This window comes from Streptomyces cupreus (genome assembly GCF_014257025.1).
GTDB lineage: Bacteria > Actinomycetota > Actinomycetes > Streptomycetales > Streptomycetaceae > Streptomyces > Streptomyces cupreus.
Genome location: NZ_JACMSF010000026.1, coordinates 24,751 through 46,479, shown reverse-complemented (window position 1 = coordinate 46,479; position 21,729 = coordinate 24,751). Strand labels below are relative to the sequence as shown.

The window sequence follows — 21,729 nt, the reverse complement described above, 5'->3', positions numbered from 1 at the left end:
CGCGCGCGGTCACAGGCTCAGCTCCGGGTGCAGCCGGTCGAGGGTCCACACCTGGCGACGGCGCGCCGACAGCGCGGTCAGCGCGAGAGCCCCCGCGGTGAAGGCGACGAGCACCACGCACGCGTGCCAGACCGGTTCGAGGCCGCCGCCCGTGATGAGCCTTCTGAGGGCCTCCACGACATAGCTCATCGGCAGGAAGGGGTGCAGGGCGTTGAAGAAGCCCGGACTGGTCTGCACGGGGTAGGTGCCGCCCGCGGACGTCAGCTGGAGCATCAGCAGGGCGAGGACGAGGATCCGCCCGGCCGCCCCGAAGCGGGCGTTCAGCCACTGCACCAGGGACGCGAAGCACGCCGTCACCAGGAACAGGAAGCCCACCGTCCCGGCCGCGCGGGCCATCTGGAGCCCGACCGCCCAGTGCAGCACCGACATCAGGGCCACCGTCTGGAGCACCCCGATCGCCACCACCGGCAGCCAGCCCGCCAGCGCGATCCGCCATGCCGAGGCACCCGCGGCGAGCGCCCGCCGGTTCATCGGCGCGATCAGCATGTACGCCACCATCGCGCCCACCCACAGGGACAGCGGGATGAAGTACGGGGCGAATCCGGTGCCGTAGTTGGGCGCCTTGTGCAGGTCCTCGGAGACCAGCCGGACCGGGTCGGACATCACCTCGGTGCGCTCGTCGCGGTCGCGCTTGTCGTAGTCGGGGATCTGCTCCGCGCCGTCGTGCAGCCCGTCCGAGAGCTCCCCGGAGCCGTCGACGAGCTTGTACAGGCCCGCCTTGAGGTCCTTGGCGCCGGTCTTGAGGTCGCCGACGCCCTTGTCCAGGTCCGTGGCCCCGGTCTTGGCCGTACCGAGGCCCGTGTGGAGCTTCTCGGCACCCGCGGCGACCTTGGCGGCGCCCTCGTTCAGGTCGTTGATCTTGGTGACGGCGTCGTCGAGGTCCTCGGAGAGGCGGGGCGCGCGGTCGGCGAGTGCCTGGGCCTGCTTCTCCAGGGTGGCCAGATGCTTGTCGAGCTTGTCCAGGTTGCCGTCCTGGTCGCTGATCAGCGTGTTGACGTCATCGGCGACCGCGGCCACCTTCGCGGCGGCGGTCCTGGCCGTCTTCAGGTCCGCGCAGGCCGAGTCGGGCAGTGCGGCGTCCTCGCAGCGCGCCTTGTATACGCGGTCGAGGTCGGCGGAGGCCTTGTGGGCGTCCTCGGCCGCCGTCGGCGCGCGCTCCACGAGGGCGTCGAGGTTGTCGCGGATCGCCCCGGAGGCGTCGGCGACCGACTGGGCGGTATCGCCGATCGTCTTCTCGTTGTCCTTCAGGAACGGACCGACCTTCTCGGCGGTCGCGTTGACCTTGTCGGCGAGCGTCTGCGTGCCCTCGGCGACCTTCTTCGAGCCGTCCTCCAGATCGCCCGCGCCCTTGTCGAGCTTCTTCAGACCCTTGGCCAGCTTGCTGCTGCCGCCCTTGGCGTCCTTCAGCCCGTCGGCGAGGTCCCGCGAGCCCTTCTCGGCCTTCCCGATGCCGGTCTCCAACTTGTCGGCGCCCTTGGCGGCCTGCACCGTCGCCCCGTGGATGTCGGAGAAGGAGATGAAGATCCGGTCCAGGAAGGACCGCGAGGTCTTGGTCGACGCGGCGTCGCGGACCTCGCCGAAGACCGTCCGGGAGATCTGCCCGACGATGTAGTTGTTGGCGTCGTTGGTGCGTACCTGGAGGGCCCCGGTCTCCGGGGAGTCGCCCGAACTCGACGCGATCCGCCTGCTGAAGTCGGCCGGCAGGGTCAGCGACAGGTAGTACCTGCCGTCCTCCACGCCCGCGCGTGCCTCCTTCGCGCTCACCTCGTGCCAGTCGAAGACCTGGCTCTCGCGCAGGCCCTCCACGATGTCGTCGCCGGCCGCGATCTTCTTCCCGTCGGCCTTCGCGCCCTTGTCGTCGTTCACCAGAGCCACGGGGATCCGGTCCAGACGGCTGTACGGATCCCAGAAGGACCACAGGTACAGGGCGCCGTACAGCAGGGGCAGCACGAGCAGCGCGACCATGGCGGCGCGCGGCAGCTTCCCGCGCCCGAAGCGCCGGATCTCAAGCGCGGCCAGCTTCGGCGAGCGCATCGGCGGGCACCTCCTTCGCCTCGTCCTGGGAGACGGTCGACACGGCCACGGCGCCCTCCGGCGCCTCACTGCACACCGCCACCACCGTCGTCCCGGCCTCGGTGATCGACCTCAACAGCGCCCAGACCTCGGCCCGTTCGGCGTCGGAGAGCTTGAGGTCGGTGTCATCGACGCCGAGCAGCCCCGGCTCACCGATCAGCGCCAGCGCCACGGACAGCCGCAGCGCCTCCACCCGCTCCAGATCGCGTACCGCGGTCCTGGACCCCTTCGGCAGGGCCTCCCGGTCGAGCCCGGCGGCGGCCAGCGCCCGGTCGATCACCAGCCGGGTCTCCGTCGCCCGCTCCGCGCGCGGGCGCAGCAGTCCGCGCAGGGAACCGCCGAACCGCCGCTGGAGCAGCGCCCGTTCGCGCAGATGCTCGGCGACGGTGAGCGCCGGGTCGAGATCGGTGACGCCCGGGACATGGGCGAGGGCGCTGAGGCGCCGCGCCGCCGAGAGCTGCTTCGGCAGCCCGGCCTCGCCCACGGCGGCCGTGCCCTCGGTGGGCCTCATCCGTCCGGTGAGCGCGAGCAGCAGACAGGTGCGCCCGGATCCGGACGGCCCCTCCACCGCGATCAGTGAGCCCGGGTCCGCCTCGAAGGAAACCCCACGGAACGCCCATCCGCGGGGCCCTTCGAGACCAAGGCCCTGGGCCGTGACGCCGACTCCGGCCACGGCTCCCCCATCCCCTGGTTTGAACTGACTGGTCAGTGCAAAAACTAGCCCGAACTGTCGATCGAAGCAAAGGCGCAGGTCAGAACGGATTGTCAGTGCCATACCTCACGATGGGCACATACGGCACCCGTGCCGTCACACAGACGACAGGAGGTTCGTCATGGCCAGCTACCACGCAGCCGCCGCGCGTCGGCGCCGCGCCACCGGCCCTGCCCCCTCACTGACCGGCCCGGCGAGCGATGTGCACCCCGTGCTGCGCCGGGCCACGGCCCCGCCCGCCGCCCTCGACCTGCTCGCCCAGGCCCGCGCCGGACTCGACGAGGCCGCCGTCCTGGAGAGCCCGAACGAGCGCTATGCGACGGCCCACCTCGCCGCCCTGCGCACCGCCGCCGCCGTCCTCGCCGCCCGAGGGCGCCCGGAGCCCAGCCCCCGACGCCGGGCCCGCATCAGGAGCGCCTGGGAAGTGCTCCCCGAGATAGCACCCGAACTCGCCGAATGGAGCGCGCTGTTCGCCTCGGGGGCCCGGCGCCGCGCCCGGGCCGAGGCGGGCATCCAGGGCGCGGCCAGCCGCCGGGACGCCGACGACCTGATACGCGACGTGGCGATGTTCCTGCGCCTCGTCGAGCGGATGCTGGTCCTCCAGCCGGTCCTGCCCCAGCCCCGCCAGGACACCGACCAGAGGGAGAAGCAGGGCCCCGGCCAAGGCTTTCCGGACGCGGGCTGACGGCACCGCGGTGACCTGGACCGGCCCCGGAGGCAATAGGGTGGGACACGCCTGAAGCCGTCCCGCTCCGGTACTCCGGGCCGGGCGGCACCCCGTTCGCTCCGCCGTACCAGAGGCGGTGCCGCGCCGAGGAGTCAACAGCCGTGTCGGATCCGATGCGCCCGCCCGTCGCCCACCACCACCCTCAACCGACGTCGCTGCGCTCCGACCCCCGCCCTCGCGCCTCCATCCGCACCGCGGTGGTGTGGGAGGTCCTCAAGGACGCCCTCGACCGTCAGCTCAAGGCCACCGGTCGGGAGACTCTGGACGTCCTCGACGCCGGAGGCGGCAGCGGCAAGTTCGCCGTGCAGGTCGCGAGCCTCGGCCACCGCGTCACCGTCGTCGACCCCAGCCCCAACGCCCTGTTCGCGCTGGAGCGCCGAGCCGCCGAGGCCGGCGTGGCCGACCGGGTCCAGGGCGTCCAGGGCGACGCCCACGGCCTGTTCGACGTGGTCGAGCGCGGCAGCTACGACGCGGTGCTGTGCCATGGCGTCCTGGAGTACGTGGACGACCCGGCCGAGGGCGTACGCAACGCCGTGGCCGCACTGCGCCCCGAGGGCATCCTCAGCCTGCTCGCGGCCGGCCTCGGCGGCGCCGTGCTCGCCCGCGCCCTCGCCGGTCACTTCACGGAGGCCAAGCAGGCTCTGGAGGACCCGAACGGCCGCTGGGGCGCCGGCGACCCCGTGCCGCACCGCTTCACCGCCGAGCAGCTCACCGCCCTGGTAGAGGCCGCGGGCCTGCGTGTCGGCGCCGTGCACGGCATCCGGGTCTTCGCCGACCTGGTGCCCGGCGTCCTCGTGGACACCGAGCCCGGCGCCCTGGAGGCGCTGCTGAAGCTGGAGGAGGCGGCGGCCGAGCTGCCAGCCTTCCACTCCGTTGCCACCCAGCTCCATGTGCTCGGCGAGACGCGGGGGACCGCCGAGGCCTGAGCCGGCTCCTGAGGTGCGCCGCTGATCAGGTACTTGGCTGCACATGGAGTACGCCACAGGCCCCCCGATCGGGCGCTCAGCGCCGTATGATCGAGGGAGACCGCCCGGCATGACGGGTCGGCTGCTGGGGAATGCAGATCTCAGCGAGCCGGGACGTCCATGACGGATCCCGGTTGGCCAATTGGCGTAGAGGGGCGGGTTTCACGGGGGCGATTCCCTGCCTATCCTGAAGGGACCCCCGGGTCGCCCCGGCGACTGCACGATGAGGAGGACTCCGTGCCGCTCTCGGAGCACGAGCAGCGCATGCTCGAGCAGATGGAGCGAGCGCTGTACGCCGAAGATCCCAAGTTCGCGACAGCGCTTGAGGGAAGCGGGCTGCGCACGTACACCCGTCGCCGGGTGTACCAGGCGGTAGCCGGCTTCCTCGTGGGTATCGCGCTCCTCATGGCTGGAATGGTCGCCAAGCAGGTCTGGCTCAGCGTGGTGGGATTCCTCGTCATGCTGGGCTGTGCGGTACTCGCCGTGACCGGCTGGCGCAAGGCCCCCAAGCCGGGCGAACAGCCCACAGGCGGTCAGCAGGCCAGCCGTCAGGGTCGGACCAAGCGCTCGATGATGGACCGTATCGAGCAGCGCTGGCAGCGGCGCCGCGACGAACAGGGCCACTAGCGCAACGAGCCGCAGCTCCTGGACACACGTGAGGGGGCGACCACCGCAGGGTGGTCGCCCCCTCACGCACGCGTTCACGCCGACCAGCCGGCGTTCCCGGTCTCAGTTGTGCTGCCCCGACGGCTTGCTCACCGGCGGCCGGGCCGCGGACACCCGCGCCTTGACCCCGGCCCACCATGCCGCTGCCGCCCACACCACACGCACGGTCGAACGCGGCAGGAACAGCGCTCGAAGCCGGGTACTCCGGCTGAGCGTGGTCGGCAGGGCGGCGGCCACCCGGCGGACGTCCGCCGAGAGCCCCGGCGTCGGCTGCGGCCGCGGCGCGTACAGCACCTGCTCCACGGCGTCGGCCACCCGGTGCACCGAGGCCGCGGCCTCCGGGTCGAGGTGTCCCAGCCGTACGATCCGGGCCGCCGCCTTGCGCGGGGTCTGCGACTCGTCCGGCGCGATGCCGTAGTCCCACGCCGTGTCGGTCAGCTCCTGCCAGACCGCCAGGATGTGCGGGGCCGCGTCCGCCTCACCGCGGCCGTGCGCTCCGAGCCGTACGGCCCGGGTGCGCAGCCGCCACAGCATCGGCGACAGCGGGATCAGCAGGGCCGCGAGTCCGGCGAGGGACCAGGCCAGGGCGACGTACCACTTCGGGCCGTCGTCGTCCTTGGCCAGGGCGGCCTGCGGGGACTCGCTCGCGCACAGCTCCGGGTTGCCGGCCGCCGCGCAGCTCTCGCTCTCCGAGGGCGCGGCGCTCGGGGCCGAGCTCGCCGACTGGGTCGGCCGCGCCACGTCCGGCAGGGTGCTGCCGGGCGCCTGAGTCTGGGTGTACGACGGCACCGAGCCCCGGGTCGGGGTCGGCTCGAAGCGGGTCCAGCCGACGCCCTCGAAGTACAGCTCCGGCCAGGCATGGGCGTCCTTCAGGCCCACCGACACCGACTCGTCGCCCTGCGGGGTGCCGGGCGCGAAGCCCACCGCCACCCGGGCCGGTATGCCCAGCGAGCGGGCCATCGCCGCCATCGAGAAGGAGAAGTGGACACAGAAGCCCTGCTTGTCCCGCAGGAACCGGACGATCGCGCCTGAGCCGCTGCCGACCTGCACCTCGGTGTCGTACTGGAAGCCGCCGGTGACGGCGAAGTACTCCTGGAGCCTGACCGCCTGCTCGTAGTGGCTGTTCGCGCCCTCGGTGACCTCGCGCGCGGTCTGCGCCACCTCCTCCGGCAGCGAGGAGGGCAGCTCGGTGAACTCCCGCTTGATGGCCGCCGAGGGCTCAGGGGCGTCGGCGAGCTGATCGGCGGTCGGCTGCACATCGAGGCTGCGCACCGTGTAGGTCATGCCGCGGGTGTTCTGGCCGTGGTCGCCGACGAGGGTCATGCCGAGCGGTTCGTAACGCCAGTTGCCCTCGATGTCCACGCCGCTCGGCGGGTAGGGCATCGGCAGCCAGTCCTGGGCGTACCAGTTCGCGGCCGAGATCCGGGTCTCGACCTCCGCGCGCTTGGTGTCGGGGCCGAGGCCGATGGGGGTGGGGAACTCCTGCGGCACCGAGGTGATGTTCCGCTTGGACGGTTTCCAGGTGGTGCCGTCGAAGTCGTCCAGGGACACGATCCGCAGATACATGTTGGACAGGTCGTCGGTGTTGGTGCGCAGGGAGAGGACCTGGCGGTCCTCGTCCACGTTCAGGCTGTCGCGCAGCGACACCAGCGGGTTCACCGCGGAGATGGTGCCGCCGCTCCCGGACCCGGAGCCCACTCCGGTGCCCGCGCCGTCCAGCAGGCCGCCGCTCATCGCGGGCAGCCCGAGCGGCACCACCAGGGCGATGCCGAGCGCGACCACGCCGATCCGCCGCCCGGTGCGCACCGGTGCGACGGCGCCACTCGGCTCGCCGCTCGGGGTGCGCGGGGCGCCGCCGAAGACCCGGCCCCACTGCGAGAGCCGGTCCCGGCCCTCGGCCAGCAGCAGCATCAGATAGCCGGCCGCCGCGACCAGGAACCACAGCCAGTCGGCGCCGCCGTCGGAAAGACCCGCGGCGACCGAGTACAGGGCGAGCAGCGGCAGCCCGGCCGGGGCGGCGCTGCGGAAGGTCACCGCCAGGGTGTCCACCGCGAGACCGATGATCAGCACACCGCCGACGAGCATCAGCCGGATGCCGTCGGACAGCGGCGCCGGGATGGCATACCGCCCGACGTCGTCGGTGCCCGTCTGGAACAGGTCGGCGAAGCGCGTGAACGCCTCCGGACCCGGAATCAGCCCCAGCAGCGCCTGCTCCCGGGCGAAGGCCAGGGTCAGCAGCATCAGCGTGACCAGGGCCTGCGCGGCGACGGTCAGCGCCCGGGCCAGCGGCACCCGGCGGGCCGCCATGCCCACGCCGGTCTGCACGGCCAGCAGGAAGACCGCCTGGAAGAGCCAGGTGGCCTCCTCGACGAGCGGCAGCAGAGCGCAGGCCGCGGCCAGTGTGGCCACGGCGGCGCACAGTGCCAGTCGTGCCCGCCCGCTCATGCCGGTCCCTCCCCACCACTCGCGGCCACGACGCCTATGCGCTCACGGTCCGCCTGGCGCCACAGCTCCTCCAGGGAAGCGCCCCGCGGCACGCCCAGGGCCGTCCAGCCCGCCTCCCGCAGCATCCGCAGCCGCTCCCCGCTCCTGTCCAACGGCTCGGCCACGTCGGCCGGTTCCCGCACCCAGGTCTCGCTGTCCAGCAGGAAGGCGACCGCGCCCCCGCTGCGCTGGCGCATCTTGGCGGCCACCGCGGCCTGTTCCTCGTCGAGGTCGCCGAAGAACGCCACCAGCAGCCCCTCGTTCCCGCCGCGCAGCACGTCGTAGGCCCGGGACAGGCCGGTGCCGTCGGAGTGGTCGATCACCGCGAGGGTGTCCATCATCAGCCCGGCCGCGTCCGCCGACTCCTGGCTGGCCCCGGCGAAACCGTCGGCGCCCTCACCGGGCACCGAGCTGCCGGTGTCCGTCAACAGCCGTACCGAGAAGCCCCGCTCCAGCATGTGCACGAGGACGGACGCCGCGCCCGACACGGCCCACTCGAAGGCCGAGTCCGGCCCCGCGCCCTGGAAGGCCAGGCCCCGGGTGTCCAGCAGCACCGTGCAGCGGGCGCGCTGCGGCTGCTCCTCGCGGCGCACCATCAGCTCGCCGTAGCGCGCGGTGGAGCGCCAGTGCACGCGGCGCAGATCGTCGCCGTAGCGGTAGCCGCGCGGGATCACGTCGTCCTCGCCGGCCAGCGCCAGCGAGCGCTGCCGTCCGTCGCCGTACCCCTTGGCCTCGCCGCTCAGCCGCACCGGCGGGAGCGGCTCCACGCGCGGGATCACCGTCAGGGTGTCGTACGTGGAGAAGGACCGGGTCAGCTCGCACATGCCGAAGGGGTCGCTCAGACGCAGCTGGAGCGGGCCGAGCGGATAGCGGCCGCGCAGGTCGGAGCGGACGCGGTAGGACACCTCGCGGCGGCCGCCCGCCTCCACCCGGTCCAGCACGAAGCGGGGGCGCGGGCCGAGGACGTAGGGCACCCGGTCCTGGAGCATCAGCAGGCCGGTGGGCAGCCGGGAGACGTTGTCCATCCGCAGATGGACCCGCGCCTCGCTGCCGGCGGGCACGCGCGCGGGGGAGAGCCGGCGGCTGCCGGCGACCCGGTAGCGCGTGCGGTAGAGCACGGTCGCGCACACCAGGGGCAGCACCGCGAGCAGCAGACCCACGCGCAGCAGATCGCTCTGCCCGAGGACGTACGCGCAGATCGCGGCCGCCACCCCGGCGGCCAGGAAGGAGCGGCCGCGGGTGGTCAGACCCGCCAGCGCGGTGCGCACCCCGCCCTGCTCGCCCCGGTCGGCCTCCGCGTGCCCCGTCCCCCCGGTGCTCATCACAGCCTCCGCGGCGGCTGCTGGGGATACGCCGGGGTGCCGCGGCCGAGGCCGCCCAAGCCGCTCTGCTGGGGAGCCGCGGGCACCGGGGTGCGCTGCAGGATCTCCTGGACGACCTGCTCCGACGTACGGCGGTTGAGCTGGGCCTGGGCGGTGGGCAGCAGCCGGTGGGCCAGCACCGCCACGGCGAGCGCCTGCACATCGTCCGGCAGGGCGTACTCCCGGCCGCTCAGCGCGGCGGACGCCTTCGACGCGCGCAACAGATGCAGCGTCGCGCGCGGGGAGGCGCCGAGTCTGAGGTCGGGGTGGGTACGCGTGGCGGCGACCAGGTCCACGGCGTAGCGCCGGACCGGTTCGGCGACATGGACACCGCGGACGGCGTCGATCAGCTTCACGATGTCGTGCGCGTGCGCCACCGGCTGGAGGTCGTCCAGCGGGTTCACCCCGCCGTGGATGTCGAGCATCTCCAGCTCGGCCTCCGGGCTCGGGTAGCCGATGGAGACACGGGCCATGAAACGGTCGCGCTGGGCCTCGGGAAGCGGGTAGGTGCCCTCCATCTCGACCGGGTTCTGGGTGGCCACCACCATGAAGGGGCTGGGCAGCTCGTAGGTCTGCCCGTCGATGGTGACCTGCCGCTCCTCCATGGACTCCAGCAGCGCGGACTGGGTCTTGGGGGAGGCGCGGTTGATCTCGTCGCCGATCACGATCTGCGCGAAGATCGCGCCCGGCTTGAACTCGAAGTCCCGGCGCTGCTGGTCCCAGATGGACACACCGGTGATGTCCGAGGGCAGCAGGTCGGGGGTGAACTGGATACGCCGCACCGAACAGTCGATCGACCGTGCCAGCGTCTTGGCCAGCATCGTCTTGCCCACGCCCGGGACGTCCTCGATCAGAAGATGTCCCTCGGCGAGCAGCACGGTCAGCGAAAGCCGTACGACCTCGGGCTTGCCCTCGATCACTCCCTCCACCGAACTGCGGACACGCTCGACGGTGGCGGTCAGATCAGTGAGGCTCGCTCGATCGTCATAGGTCGTCACCCGGCCCTCCTCGGCCCGTTCTTTCCGGGCCGACGCTCTGCGATGCGGACCGGCCCACCCCGAAACACGGACACCACACGTGAAAAGTTCCGTGTGACGTCACACCCGCATTCTTGCCGCCGTTACCGATTCGTGTCACTCGCCTGTGGACAACTGTCAGCGATATGTCGGGTCTTACGGTCTTTTGGGCACCCCGGAACCGGAAATCAACAGCGAAACGACAGCTTTGGCGGGAGGTTACGCGGGGTCGATCTCGCGCAGCAGACCCGTCTTCACATCGAAGACGAAGCCGCGCACATCGTCGGTGTGCACCAGGAACGGCGAGGTCCTCACGCGCTGCATGGACTGGCGTACGTCCTGGTCGACGTCCCGGAAGGCCTCCACGGCCCAGGCCGGGCGCTGGCCGACCTCCATCTCCAGGTCGTGCCGGAAATCCTCGGTGAGGGTCTCCAGGCCGCAGCCGGTGTGGTGGATGAGGACGACGCTGCGGGTGCCGAGGGCCCGCTGGCTGATGGTGAGGGAGCGGATCACGTCGTCGGTGACCACGCCGCCGGCGTTGCGGATGGTGTGGCAGTCGCCGAGCTCAAGGCCGAGCGCGGCGTGCAGGTCGAGTCGGGCGTCCATGCAGGCCACGACGGCGACGTGGAGGACCGGGCGGGCGTCCATGCCGGGGTCGGCGAAGGCGGCGGCGTACCGCTCGTTTGCCTCGACGAGACGGTCGGTGACCGTGCCGCCGTCGGCTATGGAGCCGTGGGGACCTGCGGGAACCGATGCAGATGTCGTCATACCCATGACGGTACTGGTCACCTCCGGCCCCGTCCCGCTGTGAGAGGGGACAAAGAACGTCATTGAGTCCTGTTGTGAGCTAACCCACAAGGGGGGCACGAGCGCGCCTGTAGGAGTGAATTCCCCGGCTCCCGGCTTCACGCCGCCCCTGGGGCGCGACGCGCAGGCCGGTTGATTGACCGCGAGACAGGGTGGACTAAAGTGACGCGAAGCGGGAGGCGAGGCCTCCCTGCTGGACTGAACTTCCCGTAGGACCCGGCGCGCCCGCCGGAGATCTCCCCACGTGCGCGGCGCGTACGTACGGCTCGGCCTCCTCCCGCTCCCGGCCGGCTGACGCTTTTGGCGCCGGCAGGCCTCCCCTTCACTGGGGGTCCCCCAGCTTGCTGGGGGAGGGCGGGGACCCGGCAGTGCGTACCGCCCGCCGGACCTGAGAGGGCCCCTTGAGCAACAGTCGACACGTCCCGGTGATGCTCCAGCGGTGCCTGGACATGTTGGCCCCCGCCCTCCAGGCCCCCGGAGCCGTCGTCGTCGACTGCACCCTCGGCCTCGGCGGCCACAGCGAGGCCCTCCTCCAGCGGTTCCCCGAGGCCCGGCTCGTCGCCCTGGACCGGGACAAGGAGGCCCTGCGCCTGTCCGCCGAGCGGCTCGCGCCGTACGGCGAGCGCGCGACCTTGGTGCACGCCGTCTACGACGAGCTCCCGGATGCCCTGGAAAAGCTCGGCATCGCGCGCGTGCAGGGCATCCTGTTCGACCTCGGTGTCTCCTCCATGCAGCTCGACGAGGCCGACCGCGGCTTCGCCTACGCCCAGGACGCCCCCCTGGACATGCGTATGGACCAGACGACCGGAATCAGCGCCGCCGAGGTCCTCAACACCTACCCCGCCGGGGAACTCGTGCGGATCCTGCGCGCGTACGGCGAGGAGAAGCAGGCCAAGCGGATCGTGGCCGCCATCGTCCGCGAGCGCGAGAAGGAGCCCTTCTCCAACAGCGCGCGGCTCGTGGAGCTCATCCGGGACGCGCTGCCGCAGGCCGCCAAGCGCACCGGCGGCAACCCGGCCAAGCGCACCTTCCAGGCGCTGCGCATCGAGGTCAACGGCGAGCTGTCCGTGCTGGAGCGGGCCGTCCCCGCCGCCGTGAAGGCCCTTGACGTCGGCGGACGGATCGCCGTGCTGTCGTACCACTCGCTGGAGGACCGGCTGGTCAAGCAGGTCTTCGCGGCCGGGGCCGCCACCACCGCCCCGCCCGGGCTGCCCGTCGTCCCCGAGCGGTACCAGCCGCGGCTCAAGCTGCTCACACGCGGTGCCGAACTTCCCACGGAAGCAGAGATCGCCGAGAACCGTCGGGCGGCACCGGCGCGACTGCGCGGGGCGGAGCGCATCAGGGAGGACGTCGAGTGAGCCGCACTCACGGGAGGGCGAGTGAGTAGGAAACCCGAACTGAGGGGCAGGGCCGCCCGGCTCGCGCGGCTCTTCCCGGCGGGACCGGGCCAGGCCGCCCGCACTCCCTTCGTGCTCCTCGTCGTCCTGCTCCTCGGCGGCGGTCTGATCGGACTGCTGGTGCTGAACTCCGCCCTGAGCGAGGGCGCGTTCCGGCTCGACGACCTCCAGAAGGAGACCAAGAGCCTCACCGACGAGGAACAGGCGCTCCAGCGGGACATCGACGCCTACTCCGCCTCCGAGGCCCTTCAGCGCCGGGCCCGTGAGCTCGGCATGGTGCCCGGCGGCGACCCCGCCTTCCTCGACCCCGACGGCACGGTCAAGGGCGTCCCCTCCCCGGCCCCCGCCGCCCGCCGGACGGCCGTACGGAATCCGCTGGTGCTGGCCCCCGAGGCGTTCGCGACCACGTCCCCGACCCCCACGACCCCCGGCAGGTGACGGAAGAGTGGCCGACTCAGGCAAGCAACCGCCGCGCCGCCGGGTGCCAGGGCCCGCACGGCCCGACCGCCCCGTCGGCCGGCGCACCCAGGGCCCCGGCGCCCGCCCGGCCCGTCGCCCGGCACCGCCCCGCCCCGCGGCCCCCCAGGTCATCCGGCTGGGCAGCCCCCGCCCCCGGCTGCGCATGGTCGGCCTGGCGCTCACCCTCGTCCTGATCGCCTTCGTCGTACGCCTCCTCCAGGTGCAGGCCGTCGACGCCGGCACCTACGCCGCCAAGGCCGAGAAGAACCGGTACGTCGGCTACACCCTGGCCGCCGAGCGCGGCGGCATCACCGACCGCAACGGCGTGGCCCTCGCGGCCAGCGTGGACGCGTACGACATCACCGCCGACCCCACGATGTTCACGCGCAAGTCGCTGAAGGTCGGCGACGGACCCGAGCAGGCCGCCGCCCTGCTCGCCCCGATCCTCGGCCAGGAGCAGGCGGCGCTGACCAAGAAGCTCAAGGCGAAGGGCCAGTACGTCCTGCTCTCCCGCCGGCAGACCCCGCAGGTCTGGAAGCAGATCAAGGACCTCAAGACCGCGCTCGCCACCAAGGCGGACACCGACCCCGGCACCGTCAACGTCCTCGCGGGCGTCTTCTCGGTCGCCAGCAGCAAGCGCGTGTACCCCAACGGCGACCTCGCCGCCGGGATACTGGGCTGGGTCAACTACGACGGCAACGGCGGCGGCGGAGTCGAGCGGCAGCTCGACAAGGAGCTGTCCGGCAAGGACGGCAAGATCCGTTACGCCCAGTCCGGCGGCCGCCAGGTGCCCACCGCCGGTTCCACCGAGACGCCCGCCGTGCCCGGCAGCGATGTCGAGCTCACCATCGACCGCGACATCCAGTGGGCCGCGCAGAACGCGATCAGCGAACAGGTGAAGGAGTCCAAGGCCGACCGCGGCTATGTGATCGTCCAGGACACCAGGACCGGCGAGATCCTCGCCATGGCCAACTCACCCGGGTTCGACCCCAACGACCTCTCCAAGGCAGACGCGAACTCCCTGCACAACTGGAGCGTGGAGGACGCCTACGAGCCCGGCTCCACGGCCAAGGTGATGTCGATGGCCGCCGTACTGGAGGAGGGCGCGGCCACGCCGGACACGCATGTCGTCGTGCCCAACCGGCTGCACCGCGGCGACCGGCTCTTCAGGGACGACATCGACCACGCCACCTGGTACCTCACCCTCAACGGCGTGCTCGCCAAGTCCAGCAACATCGGCACCATCCTGGCGACCGGGCAGCTGGGCAAGACGCAGCAGGAGTCCAACCAGGTCCTCTACTCCTATCTGCGCAAGTTCGGCCTCGGCAGTTACACCGGGCTCGGCTTCCCCGGCGAGACCAAGGGCATCCTCGCGCCGCCGGACCAGTGGTCGACCTCGCAGCAGTACACGATTCCTTTCGGCCAGGGTGTCTCCATCAACGCGATGCAGGCCGCCTCCGTCTACTCGACGATCGCCAACGGCGGCGTACGCGTCGAACCCACCCTGGTGCGCGGCACGAAGGGCCCCGACGGACGCTTCACCCCTGCCCAGAAGCCCGAGAAGACGCGGGTCGTGAGCGCCAAGACGGCGAAGACCCTCGCCCGGATGCTGGAGTCGGTGGTGGACGACCGCGAGGGCACGGGCACCAAGGCGCGGATCCCCGGTTACCGTGTCGCGGGCAAGACCGGTACGGCCAACCGCGTGGATCCGGCCACCGGCAAGTACCACGGCTACACCTCGTCGTTCGCCGGATTCGCGCCCGCCGACCAGCCGCGGGTCACCGTCTACTGCGCCATCCAGAACGCCACCAAGGGCAGCTACTTCGGCGGCCAGATCTGCGGTCCCGTCTACAAGCAGGTCATGGAGTTCGCCCTGAAGACCCTCCAGGTACCGCCGACCGGGGCCCCGGCCGCCAAGCTCCCGGTCACCTTCACGCCCTGATCAGCCCCGAGCAGCCAGGAACCACCTCGTGACAACGATCACCCCCGATTCCGGGAACCAAGCAGCGTCCGCCGCCTCGCTTCGCTCCGAGGCGGGTGGGCCCGGTACGCTCACCGCCGTGCCACACGCTGATCAGTCCCAATCCACCCAGAAGGGTGCACCCGTGACATATCCCGGGCCGCCCAGGCCGGTCCAGGTCTCCGCCACACCCCTCGCGGAGCTCGCCGGCCAGCTGGGTGCCGCAAGGCCGGGCCAGGACGCGGAGGTCACGGGCATCACCCACGACTCGCGCGCCGTCCTCCCCGGCGATCTGTACGCCGCTCTGCCGGGCGCCCGGCTGCACGGCGCCGACTTCGTCACCCAGGCCGCGGGCCTCGGCGCGGTCGCCGTGCTCACCGACCCGACCGGCGCCGAACGCGCCGCCGCCACGGGCCTGCCCGTGCTGGTCGTGGAGGACCCGCGCGGACAGATGGGCGAACTGGCGGCCACGATCTACGGCCGGCCCGGCCGCGATCTGCTCCAGATCGGCATCACCGGAACCTCAGGCAAGACCACCACCGCCTACCTCGTCGAGGGCGGTCTGAAGACCGACCGCAACACCGGTCTCATCGGCACGGTCGAGATGCGCATCGGCGACGAGCGCATCAAGTCCGAGCGCACCACCCCCGAGGCCACCGACCTCCAGGCCCTGTTCGCCGTCATGCGCGAACGCGGTGTCGAGGCGGTCGCCATGGAGGTCTCCAGCCATGCGCTGGTCCTCGGCCGGGTCGACGGCTGCGTCTTCGACATCGCCGTCTTCAACAACCTCAGCCCGGAACACATGGAGTTCCACTCCGACATGGAGGACTACTTCCGGGCCAAGGCGCAGCTGTTCACGCCGAAACGCAGCAGGCTCGGTGTGGTCAACCTCGACGACGAGTACGGCCGCAGGCTCACCAAGGAAGCCACGGTCCCCGTCGTCACCTTCTCCGCCGAGGGACACCCCGACGCCGACTGGCGCGCCGAGGACGTCCAGGTCGGGCCCATGGACTCGACGTTCACCGTGATCGGCCCCAAGGGGGAGCGGATCAGCGCCCGCTCGCCGCTGGCCGGCCCGTTCAACGTGGCCAACACCCTCGCCGCGATCGTCGCGCTGGCCGTCGCCGGCCTGGACCCGCAGTCCGCCGCCGACGGCATCGCCGCGGTCCCGGGCGTGCCCGGCCGGCTGGAGCGGGTGGACGCGGGGCAGCCCTATCTCGCGGTCGTGGACTACGCCCACAAGACCGACGCCGTCGAATCGGTCCTGCGCGCCCTGCGCAAGGTCACCGAGGGCAAGCTGCACATCGTGCTCGGCTGCGGTGGCGACCGGGACCGGACCAAGCGCGCGCCGATGGGGGCCGCCGCGGCCCGCCTCGCCGACACCGCCGTACTGACCTCCGACAACCCCCGCTCCGAGGACCCCCTCGCGATCCTCGCGACCATGCTGGAGGGCGCGGCGTCCGTGCCCTCCCACGAGCGCGGCGAGGTGCAGGTCTTCGAGGACCGGGCCGCCGCGATCGCCGCCGCCGTCGCCCGGGCGCGGCCCGGGGACACCGTGCTGGTCGCGGGCAAGGGCCATGAGCAGGGCCAGGACATCGCCGGGGTGGTGCGTCCCTTCGACGACCGCCAGGTGCTTCGCGAAGCTATCCAGCAGACCCAGGGATGAACTTGTGATCGCCCTCTCTCTCGCCGAGATCGCAGAAGTCGTCGGCGGGCAGACGTACGACATACCGGATCCGTCGCTGCGGGTCACCGGACCGGTCGTCCGGGACTCCCGTGAGGTGGAGCCCGGCAGCCTCTTCGTCGCCTTCGTCGGCGAGCGCGTCGACGGCCACGACTTCGCCGCCGCGGTCGTCGAGGCGGGCGCGGCGGCCGTGCTGGCCTCGCGGCCCGTCGGCGTGCCCGCGATCGTCGTGGACGACGTCCAGCGGGCCCTCGGCGCCCTCGCCCGGCACGTCGTCGGACGGCTCGGCACCACCCTCGTTGCGCTGACCGGCTCCGCGGGCAAGACCAGCACCAAGGACCTGATCGCCCAGGTGCTGCGGCGCAAGGCGCCCACGGTGTTCACGCCCGGCTCGCTCAACAACGAGATCGGGCTGCCGCTGACCGCCCTGTCCGCCACCGAGGAGACGAAGTTCCTCGTGCTGGAGATGGGCGCCCGGGGCATCGGCCACATCCGCTACCTCGCCGAGCTCACGCCCCCGAAGGTCGGCCTCGTGCTCAACGTCGGCACCGCCCACATCGGCGAGTTCGGCGGCCGGGAGCAGATCGCCGAGGCCAAGGGCGAACTCGTGGAAGCGCTGCCCTCCTCGGAGGACGGCGGGGCCGCGATCCTCAACGCGGACGACCCCTTGGTACGGGCCATGGCCTCCCGTACGAAGGCGAAGGTGATCCTTTTCGGAGAGTCCGACGAAGCGGACGTACGTGCCGAGAACGTGCGACTCACGGACAGCGGACAGCCCGCCTTCATGCTTCACACACCCTCCGGTGCAAGCGAAGTGACCATGCGCCTGTACGGTGAGCACCACGTGTCGAACGCGCTCGCCGCGGCCGCCGTCGCCCACGAGCTGGGCATGTCCGCGGAAGAGATCGCCACCGCGCTCTCCGAGGCGGGCTCCCTCTCCCGCTGGCGGATGGAGGTCACCGAGCGCCCGGACGGCGTGACGGTCGTCAACGACGCCTACAACGCGAATCCCGAGTCCATGCGAGCCGCCCTGCGCGCGCTCGCGGCGATGGGCAAGGGGCGGCGGACCTGGGCGGTGCTCGGCAAGATGGCCGAGCTCGGGGACGAGGCGCTCGCCGAGCACGACGCGGTCGGGCGGCTCGCCGTCCGGCTCAACGTCAGCAAGCTCGTCGCGGTCGGGGGCAGGGAAGCGTCCTGGCTGCAACTGGGCGCATATAACGAGGGTTCGTGGGGTGAGGAGTCGGTGCACGTGTCCGACGCACAGGCGGCGGTCGACCTGTTGCGCAGCGAGTTGCGCCCAGGGGACGTCGTACTCGTGAAGGCGTCCCGGTCGGTCGGTCTGGAGAGCGTGGCGCAGGCGCTCGTCGAGACCGGTGCCGAGGGTGAGGTTGCCGCCCGATGATGAAGCAGATCCTGTTCGCAGGAGTCATTGGCCTCTTCCTGACGCTGATCGGCACCCCGCTGCTGATCAAACTCCTGGCCCGCAAGGGCTACGGCCAGTACATCCGCGACGACGGCCCGCGCGAGCACGCCAGCAAGCGCGGTACGCCGACCATGGGTGGTATCGCCTTCATCCTGGCGACGGTCGCCGCGTACTTCCTGTCGAAGCTCATCACGGGCAAGCCGCCGACCTACTCCGGTGTGCTGGTGCTCGGCCTGATGGTCGGCATGGGTCTGGTCGGCTTCCTCGACGACTACATCAAGATCGTCAAGCGGCGTTCGCTGGGTCTGCGGGCCAAGGCGAAGATGGCCGGACAGCTGCTCGGCGGCATCGCCTTCGCGGTGCTCTCGCTCCAGTTCGCCGACGCCCGCGGCAACACCCCGGCCTCCACGAAGCTGTCGTTCATCACGGACTTCGGCTGGACCATCGGCCCGGTGCTGTTCGTGGTGTGGGCGCTGTTCATGATCCTCGCGATGTCGAACGGCGTGAACCTCACCGACGGTCTCGACGGCCTCGCCACCGGCGCCTCCGTGCTGGTCTTCGGCGCCTACACGTTCATCGGCGTCTGGCAGTACCAGGAGTCCTGCGCCAACGCGCAGACCCTGACCAACCCGGGCGCCTGTTACGAGGTGCGCGACCCGCTCGATCTCGCCGTGGTCTCCGCCGCGCTGATGGGCGCCTGCCTCGGCTTCCTGTGGTGGAACACCTCGCCGGCCAAGATCTTCATGGGCGACACCGGTTCGCTGGCGCTCGGCGGTGTGCTCGCCGGTCTCGCGATCTGCTCCCGCACCGAGCTGCTGCTCGCCATCCTCGGCGGCCTGTTCGTCCTGATCACCATGTCGGTGGTCATCCAGGTCGGCTCGTTCCGGCTCACCGGAAAGCGCGTCTTCCGGATGGCGCCACTCCAGCACCACTTCGAACTCAAGGGCTGGTCCGAAGTGCTCGTGGTGGTCCGTTTCTGGATCATCCAGGGCATCTGTGTGATCGTAGGCCTGGGTCTCTTCTACGCGGGATGGGCAGCAGAAAAGTGACCTCCTCGGAGCCTCTCGACTGGCAGGGCAAGCACGTCACCGTCGCCGGGCTCGGCGTCTCCGGCATCCCGGCGGCCAAGGTGCTGCACGGCCTGGGCGCGCGGGTCACCGTCGTCAACGACGGCGACGACGCACGCGCGCGTGAACAGGCCGCGGAGCTGGAGGCGCTGGGCATCACGGTCCGCCTCGGCGACGGCGCCACCCTGCCCGAAGGCACCGAACTCGTCGTCACCGCGCCCGGCTGGAAGCCGGACAAGCCGCTGTTCACGGCGGCCCGCGCGGCCGGCCTGGAGATCTGGGGCGACGTCGAACTGGCCTGGCGCCTGCGCGGCCCCGACGCCGCGCCCTGGCTCGCCGTCACCGGCACCAACGGCAAGACCACGACGGTCCAGATGCTCGCCTCGATCCTCAAGGCGGCGGGCCTGCGCACGGCCGCCGTCGGCAACATCGGCGTCTCCCTGCTGGACGCGGTCCTCGGCGACGAGGAGTACGACGTCCTGGCCGTGGAGTTGTCCAGCTACCAGCTCCACTGGGCGCCGTCCCTGCGCGCCCACTCCGCCGCCGTCCTCAACCTCGCCCCCGACCACCTCGACTGGCACGGCTCCATGGAGGCGTACGCCGCCGACAAGGGCCGTATCTACCAGGGCAATCGCGTCGCCTGTGTCTACAACGTCGCCGAGAAGGCGACCGAGGACCTGGTGCGCGAGGCGGACGTCGAGGAGGGCTGCCGGGCCATCGGCTTCACTCTCGGCACCCCGGGCTCCTCCCAACTCGGCGTCGTGGACGGCATCCTGGTCGACCGCGCCTTCGTGGAGAACCGGCAGAAGAACGCCCAGGAGCTCGCCGAGGTCTCCGACGTCAACCCGCCGGCCCCCCACAACATCGCCAACGCCCTTGCGGCGGCGGCCCTCGCGCGCGCCTTCGGAGTGCCCGCCAAGGCCGTACGCGACGGTCTGCGGGCCTTCACCCCGGACGCCCACCGCATCGCGCATGTGGCGGACGTCGACGGGGTCGCGTACGTCGACGACTCCAAGGCCACCAACACGCACGCGGCGGAAGCCTCGTTGGCGGCCTACGAGTCGATCGTGTGGATCGCGGGCGGACTGGCCAAGGGCGCCACCTTCGACGAGCTGGTCGCCAAGTCGGCAAAGCGACTTCGCGGGGCCGTCCTCATCGGCGCCGACCGGGCGCTGATCCGCGAAGCCCTCGCGCGACACGCCCCGGAAGTACCGGTCGTGGACCTCGACCGGACCGACACTGGGGCGATGCTCGCGGCAGTCCAGGAGGCCCGGCGGCTCGCCACCGAGGGCGACACGGTGCTGCTGGCCCCGGCCTGCGCCTCGATGGACATGTTCGCCAACTACAACAAGCGCGGTGACGCGTTCGCGGAGGCGGTTCGCGAACTCGGCGCCGGCGCCTGACGGCGGGTCTCGGCCACCTAGGGTGCTTCGGGACCCTTGGAGGGACGGGTGACTCGGATGTGGCTCGGGTTCGGTGGGTGCGTGCGAGGAGCCGGTGATGTCCAGTAGCCGTACGGGCCGCCCCCCGGCCCAGCGAGCCGTCCGCCGTCCCGCCACCCCCCGGCCTCCGCGCGAGAACCCCCTCCTTCGGCTCTACACGCGCGCGAAGAAGGCCTGGGACCGGCCGCTGACCGCGTACTACCTGATCCTCGGCGGCAGTCTGCTGATCACCGTGCTGGGTCTGGTGATGGTCTACTCGGCCTCCCAGATCAAGGCGCTGCAGATGTCGCTGCCCGGCTCGTACTTCTTCCGCAAACAGCTGGTGGCCGCGCTCATCGGCGCCGGACTGCTGTTCGCCGCCTCCCGGATGCCGGTCAAACTGCACCGGGCGCTGGCCTACCCGATCATCGCGGGCGCCGTCTTCCTGATGGCGCTGGTCCAGGTGCCGGGGATAGGAGTCTCGGTCAACGGCAACCAGAACTGGATCTCCGTCGGCGGCCCCTTCCTGCTCCAGCCCAGCGAGTTCGGCAAGCTGGCGCTGGTGCTGTGGGGCGCCGACCTGCTGGCCCGCAAGCAGGACAAGAAGCTGCTGACCCAGTGGAAGCACATGCTGGTGCCGCTGGTCCCGGTCGCCTTCATGCTGCTCGGGCTGATCATGCTCGGCGGCGACATGGGTACGGCGATCATCCTGACGGCGATCCTGTTCGGCCTGCTGTGGCTGGCGGGAGCCCCGACCCGGCTGTTCGTGGGGGTGCTGTCGATCGCCGGTCTGATCGGCCTGATCCTGATCAAGGCCAGCCCGAACCGGATGGCCCGCCTCCAGTGCATCGGCGCCACCGACCCGGGCCCGGGGGACAGCTGCTGGCAGGCGGTGCACGGGATCTACGCCCTCGCGTCCGGCGGAATCTTCGGATCCGGACTGGGGGCGAGCATGGAGAAATGGGGGCAACTCCCCGAAGCCCACACCGACTTCATCTTCGCCGTCACCGGTGAGGAACTGGGCCTGGCGGGGACGCTGTCGGTGCTCGCCCTCTTCGCGGCTCTAGGCTATGCGGGTATCCGCGTGGCCGGACGCACGGAGGACCCCTTCGTGAGGTATGCCGCGGGAGGCGTGACCACCTGGATCACCGCTCAGGCGGTGATCAACATCGGTGCGGTGCTCGGTCTGCTGCCGATCGCCGGTGTCCCCCTCCCGCTGTTCTCCTACGGAGGGTCCGCCCTGCTGCCGACCATGTTCGCCATCGGGCTGCTGATCGCCTTCGCACGCGACGAGCCCGCTGCGCGGGCGGCGCTATCGATGCGGCAACCCCGCTTTGGTAGAAAGCGGGGTGCCGGGGGCTCTGCTGCGACCAGGGAGCCTCGGAGATGGAACACGATGCGACGGCGCGCCTCGGCGGCGCGTACGTCCGGAGAGCGGTGAATTTCG

17 protein-coding genes are annotated in these 21,729 nt (G+C 71.5%); 11 read left to right on the top strand and 6 right to left on the bottom strand.

Annotation, left to right across the window (positions count from 1 at the left end):
* Nucleotides 1-9: 9 nt before the first annotated feature.
* Together H4N64_RS23395 and H4N64_RS23390 are read right to left on the bottom strand one after the other, a co-directional pair.
* Nucleotides 10-2,094, bottom strand: a complete 2,085-nt coding sequence (locus H4N64_RS23395; RefSeq protein ID WP_186284368.1) for a YhgE/Pip domain-containing protein — start codon at nucleotides 2,092-2,094, stop codon at nucleotides 10-12.
* Nucleotides 2,066-2,806 carry an ATP-binding cassette domain-containing protein gene (locus H4N64_RS23390; protein ID WP_186284367.1) on the bottom strand — a complete coding sequence of 247 codons (741 nt, stop codon included), beginning with the start codon at nucleotides 2,804-2,806 and terminating at the stop codon, nucleotides 2,066-2,068. Before H4N64_RS23390 ends, H4N64_RS23395 begins: the two co-directional genes overlap by 29 nt.
* A 160-nt stretch (nucleotides 2,807-2,966) precedes the next feature.
* On the opposite strand from H4N64_RS23390, the gene H4N64_RS23385 reads away from it, so the two are divergent.
* The 3 genes from H4N64_RS23385 to H4N64_RS23375 all read left to right on the top strand — a co-directional run bounded on the left by H4N64_RS23385 (nucleotide 2,967) and on the right by H4N64_RS23375 (nucleotide 5,164).
* On the top strand, nucleotides 2,967-3,530 hold the full coding sequence (locus tag H4N64_RS23385; RefSeq protein WP_186284366.1) for an SAV_6107 family HEPN domain-containing protein: 564 nt from the start codon (nucleotides 2,967-2,969) through the stop codon (nucleotides 3,528-3,530).
* Nucleotides 3,531-3,673: 143 nt separating this feature from the next.
* The gene (locus tag H4N64_RS23380) at nucleotides 3,674-4,498 is read left to right on the top strand and encodes a methyltransferase (RefSeq protein WP_186284365.1); all 825 of its coding nucleotides are present in this window, start codon (nucleotides 3,674-3,676) and stop codon (nucleotides 4,496-4,498) included.
* 276 nt (nucleotides 4,499-4,774) lie between these two features.
* Entirely contained in the window at nucleotides 4,775-5,164 is a 390-nt protein-coding gene (locus tag H4N64_RS23375; RefSeq protein ID WP_186284364.1) for a DUF3040 domain-containing protein, read from the top strand.
* A 102-nt stretch (nucleotides 5,165-5,266) separates the two neighbouring features.
* Here H4N64_RS23375 and H4N64_RS23370 read toward each other — a convergent pair whose 3' ends face one another.
* The 4 genes from H4N64_RS23370 to H4N64_RS23355 form a co-directional block, all read right to left on the bottom strand.
* The gene (locus H4N64_RS23370; RefSeq protein WP_186284363.1) at nucleotides 5,267-7,648 is read right to left on the bottom strand and encodes a transglutaminase TgpA family protein; all 2,382 of its coding nucleotides are present in this window, start codon (nucleotides 7,646-7,648) and stop codon (nucleotides 5,267-5,269) included.
* Nucleotides 7,645-9,009, bottom strand: coding sequence for a DUF58 domain-containing protein (locus tag H4N64_RS23365; protein ID WP_186284362.1), 1,365 nt, complete (start codon nucleotides 9,007-9,009; stop codon nucleotides 7,645-7,647). The genes H4N64_RS23370 and H4N64_RS23365 overlap by 4 nt, the downstream gene beginning before the upstream one ends.
* Complete coding sequence (locus H4N64_RS23360) at nucleotides 9,009-10,046, bottom strand: AAA family ATPase (RefSeq protein ID WP_186284361.1); 1,038 nt, start codon at nucleotides 10,044-10,046, stop codon at nucleotides 9,009-9,011. The genes H4N64_RS23365 and H4N64_RS23360 overlap by 1 nt, the downstream gene beginning before the upstream one ends.
* Nucleotides 10,047-10,283: 237 nt before the next feature.
* Nucleotides 10,284-10,832 carry a beta-class carbonic anhydrase gene (locus H4N64_RS23355; protein ID WP_186284360.1) on the bottom strand — a complete coding sequence of 183 codons (549 nt, stop codon included), beginning with the start codon at nucleotides 10,830-10,832 and terminating at the stop codon, nucleotides 10,284-10,286.
* A 440-nt stretch (nucleotides 10,833-11,272) separates the two neighbouring features.
* Here H4N64_RS23355 and rsmH point away from each other — a divergent pair, with 440 nt between their 5' ends.
* The 8 genes from rsmH to ftsW all read left to right on the top strand — a co-directional run bounded on the left by rsmH (nucleotide 11,273) and on the right by ftsW (nucleotide 21,723).
* Nucleotides 11,273-12,229, top strand: coding sequence for a 16S rRNA (cytosine(1402)-N(4))-methyltransferase RsmH (gene rsmH / locus H4N64_RS23350; RefSeq protein ID WP_186284359.1), 957 nt, complete (start codon nucleotides 11,273-11,275; stop codon nucleotides 12,227-12,229).
* 21 nt (nucleotides 12,230-12,250) lie between these two features.
* Nucleotides 12,251-12,706, top strand: a complete 456-nt coding sequence (gene ftsL, locus H4N64_RS23345; protein WP_186284358.1) for a cell division protein FtsL — start codon at nucleotides 12,251-12,253, stop codon at nucleotides 12,704-12,706.
* 7 nt (nucleotides 12,707-12,713) lie between these two features.
* The gene (locus H4N64_RS23340; protein ID WP_186284357.1) at nucleotides 12,714-14,669 is read left to right on the top strand and encodes a penicillin-binding transpeptidase domain-containing protein; all 1,956 of its coding nucleotides are present in this window, start codon (nucleotides 12,714-12,716) and stop codon (nucleotides 14,667-14,669) included.
* A 163-nt stretch (nucleotides 14,670-14,832) separates the two neighbouring features.
* The gene (locus tag H4N64_RS23335; protein ID WP_186284356.1) at nucleotides 14,833-16,353 is read left to right on the top strand and encodes a UDP-N-acetylmuramoyl-L-alanyl-D-glutamate--2,6-diaminopimelate ligase; all 1,521 of its coding nucleotides are present in this window, start codon (nucleotides 14,833-14,835) and stop codon (nucleotides 16,351-16,353) included.
* A gap of 4 nt (nucleotides 16,354-16,357) precedes the next feature.
* A complete protein-coding gene (locus H4N64_RS23330; protein ID WP_186284355.1) occupies nucleotides 16,358-17,773 on the top strand; it encodes a UDP-N-acetylmuramoyl-tripeptide--D-alanyl-D-alanine ligase in 1,416 nt (471 codons plus the stop codon).
* Nucleotides 17,770-18,843, top strand: coding sequence for a phospho-N-acetylmuramoyl-pentapeptide-transferase (gene mraY, locus H4N64_RS23325; RefSeq protein WP_186284354.1), 1,074 nt, complete (start codon nucleotides 17,770-17,772; stop codon nucleotides 18,841-18,843). Before H4N64_RS23330 ends, mraY begins: the two co-directional genes overlap by 4 nt.
* Entirely contained in the window at nucleotides 18,825-20,264 is a 1,440-nt protein-coding gene (gene murD, locus H4N64_RS23320) for a UDP-N-acetylmuramoyl-L-alanine--D-glutamate ligase (protein WP_186284353.1), read from the top strand. Before mraY ends, murD begins: the two co-directional genes overlap by 19 nt.
* A 97-nt stretch (nucleotides 20,265-20,361) precedes the next feature.
* The gene (gene ftsW, locus H4N64_RS23315) at nucleotides 20,362-21,723 is read left to right on the top strand and encodes a putative lipid II flippase FtsW (RefSeq protein WP_186284352.1); all 1,362 of its coding nucleotides are present in this window, start codon (nucleotides 20,362-20,364) and stop codon (nucleotides 21,721-21,723) included.
* Nucleotides 21,724-21,729: the final 6 nt, after the last annotated feature.

Bases quoted from the DNA above. Each gene is read 5' to 3' on its own strand.
- H4N64_RS23385 (WP_186284366.1), top strand. From the start codon at position 2,967: ATGGCCAGCTACCACGCAGCCGCCGCGCGTCGGCGCCGCGCCACCGGC.
- H4N64_RS23365 (WP_186284362.1), bottom strand. From the start codon at position 9,009: ATGAGCACCGGGGGGACGGGGCACGCGGAGGCCGACCGGGGCGAGCAG.
- H4N64_RS23370 (WP_186284363.1), bottom strand. From the start codon at position 7,648: ATGAGCGGGCGGGCACGACTGGCACTGTGCGCCGCCGTGGCCACACTG.
- H4N64_RS23395 (WP_186284368.1), bottom strand. From the start codon at position 2,094: ATGCGCTCGCCGAAGCTGGCCGCGCTTGAGATCCGGCGCTTCGGGCGC.
- mraY (WP_186284354.1), top strand. From the start codon at position 17,770: ATGATGAAGCAGATCCTGTTCGCAGGAGTCATTGGCCTCTTCCTGACG.
- ftsW (WP_186284352.1), top strand. From the start codon at position 20,362: ATGTCCAGTAGCCGTACGGGCCGCCCCCCGGCCCAGCGAGCCGTCCGC.
- H4N64_RS23355 (WP_186284360.1), bottom strand. From the start codon at position 10,832: ATGACGACATCTGCATCGGTTCCCGCAGGTCCCCACGGCTCCATAGCC.
- murD (WP_186284353.1), top strand. From the start codon at position 18,825: ATGGGCAGCAGAAAAGTGACCTCCTCGGAGCCTCTCGACTGGCAGGGC.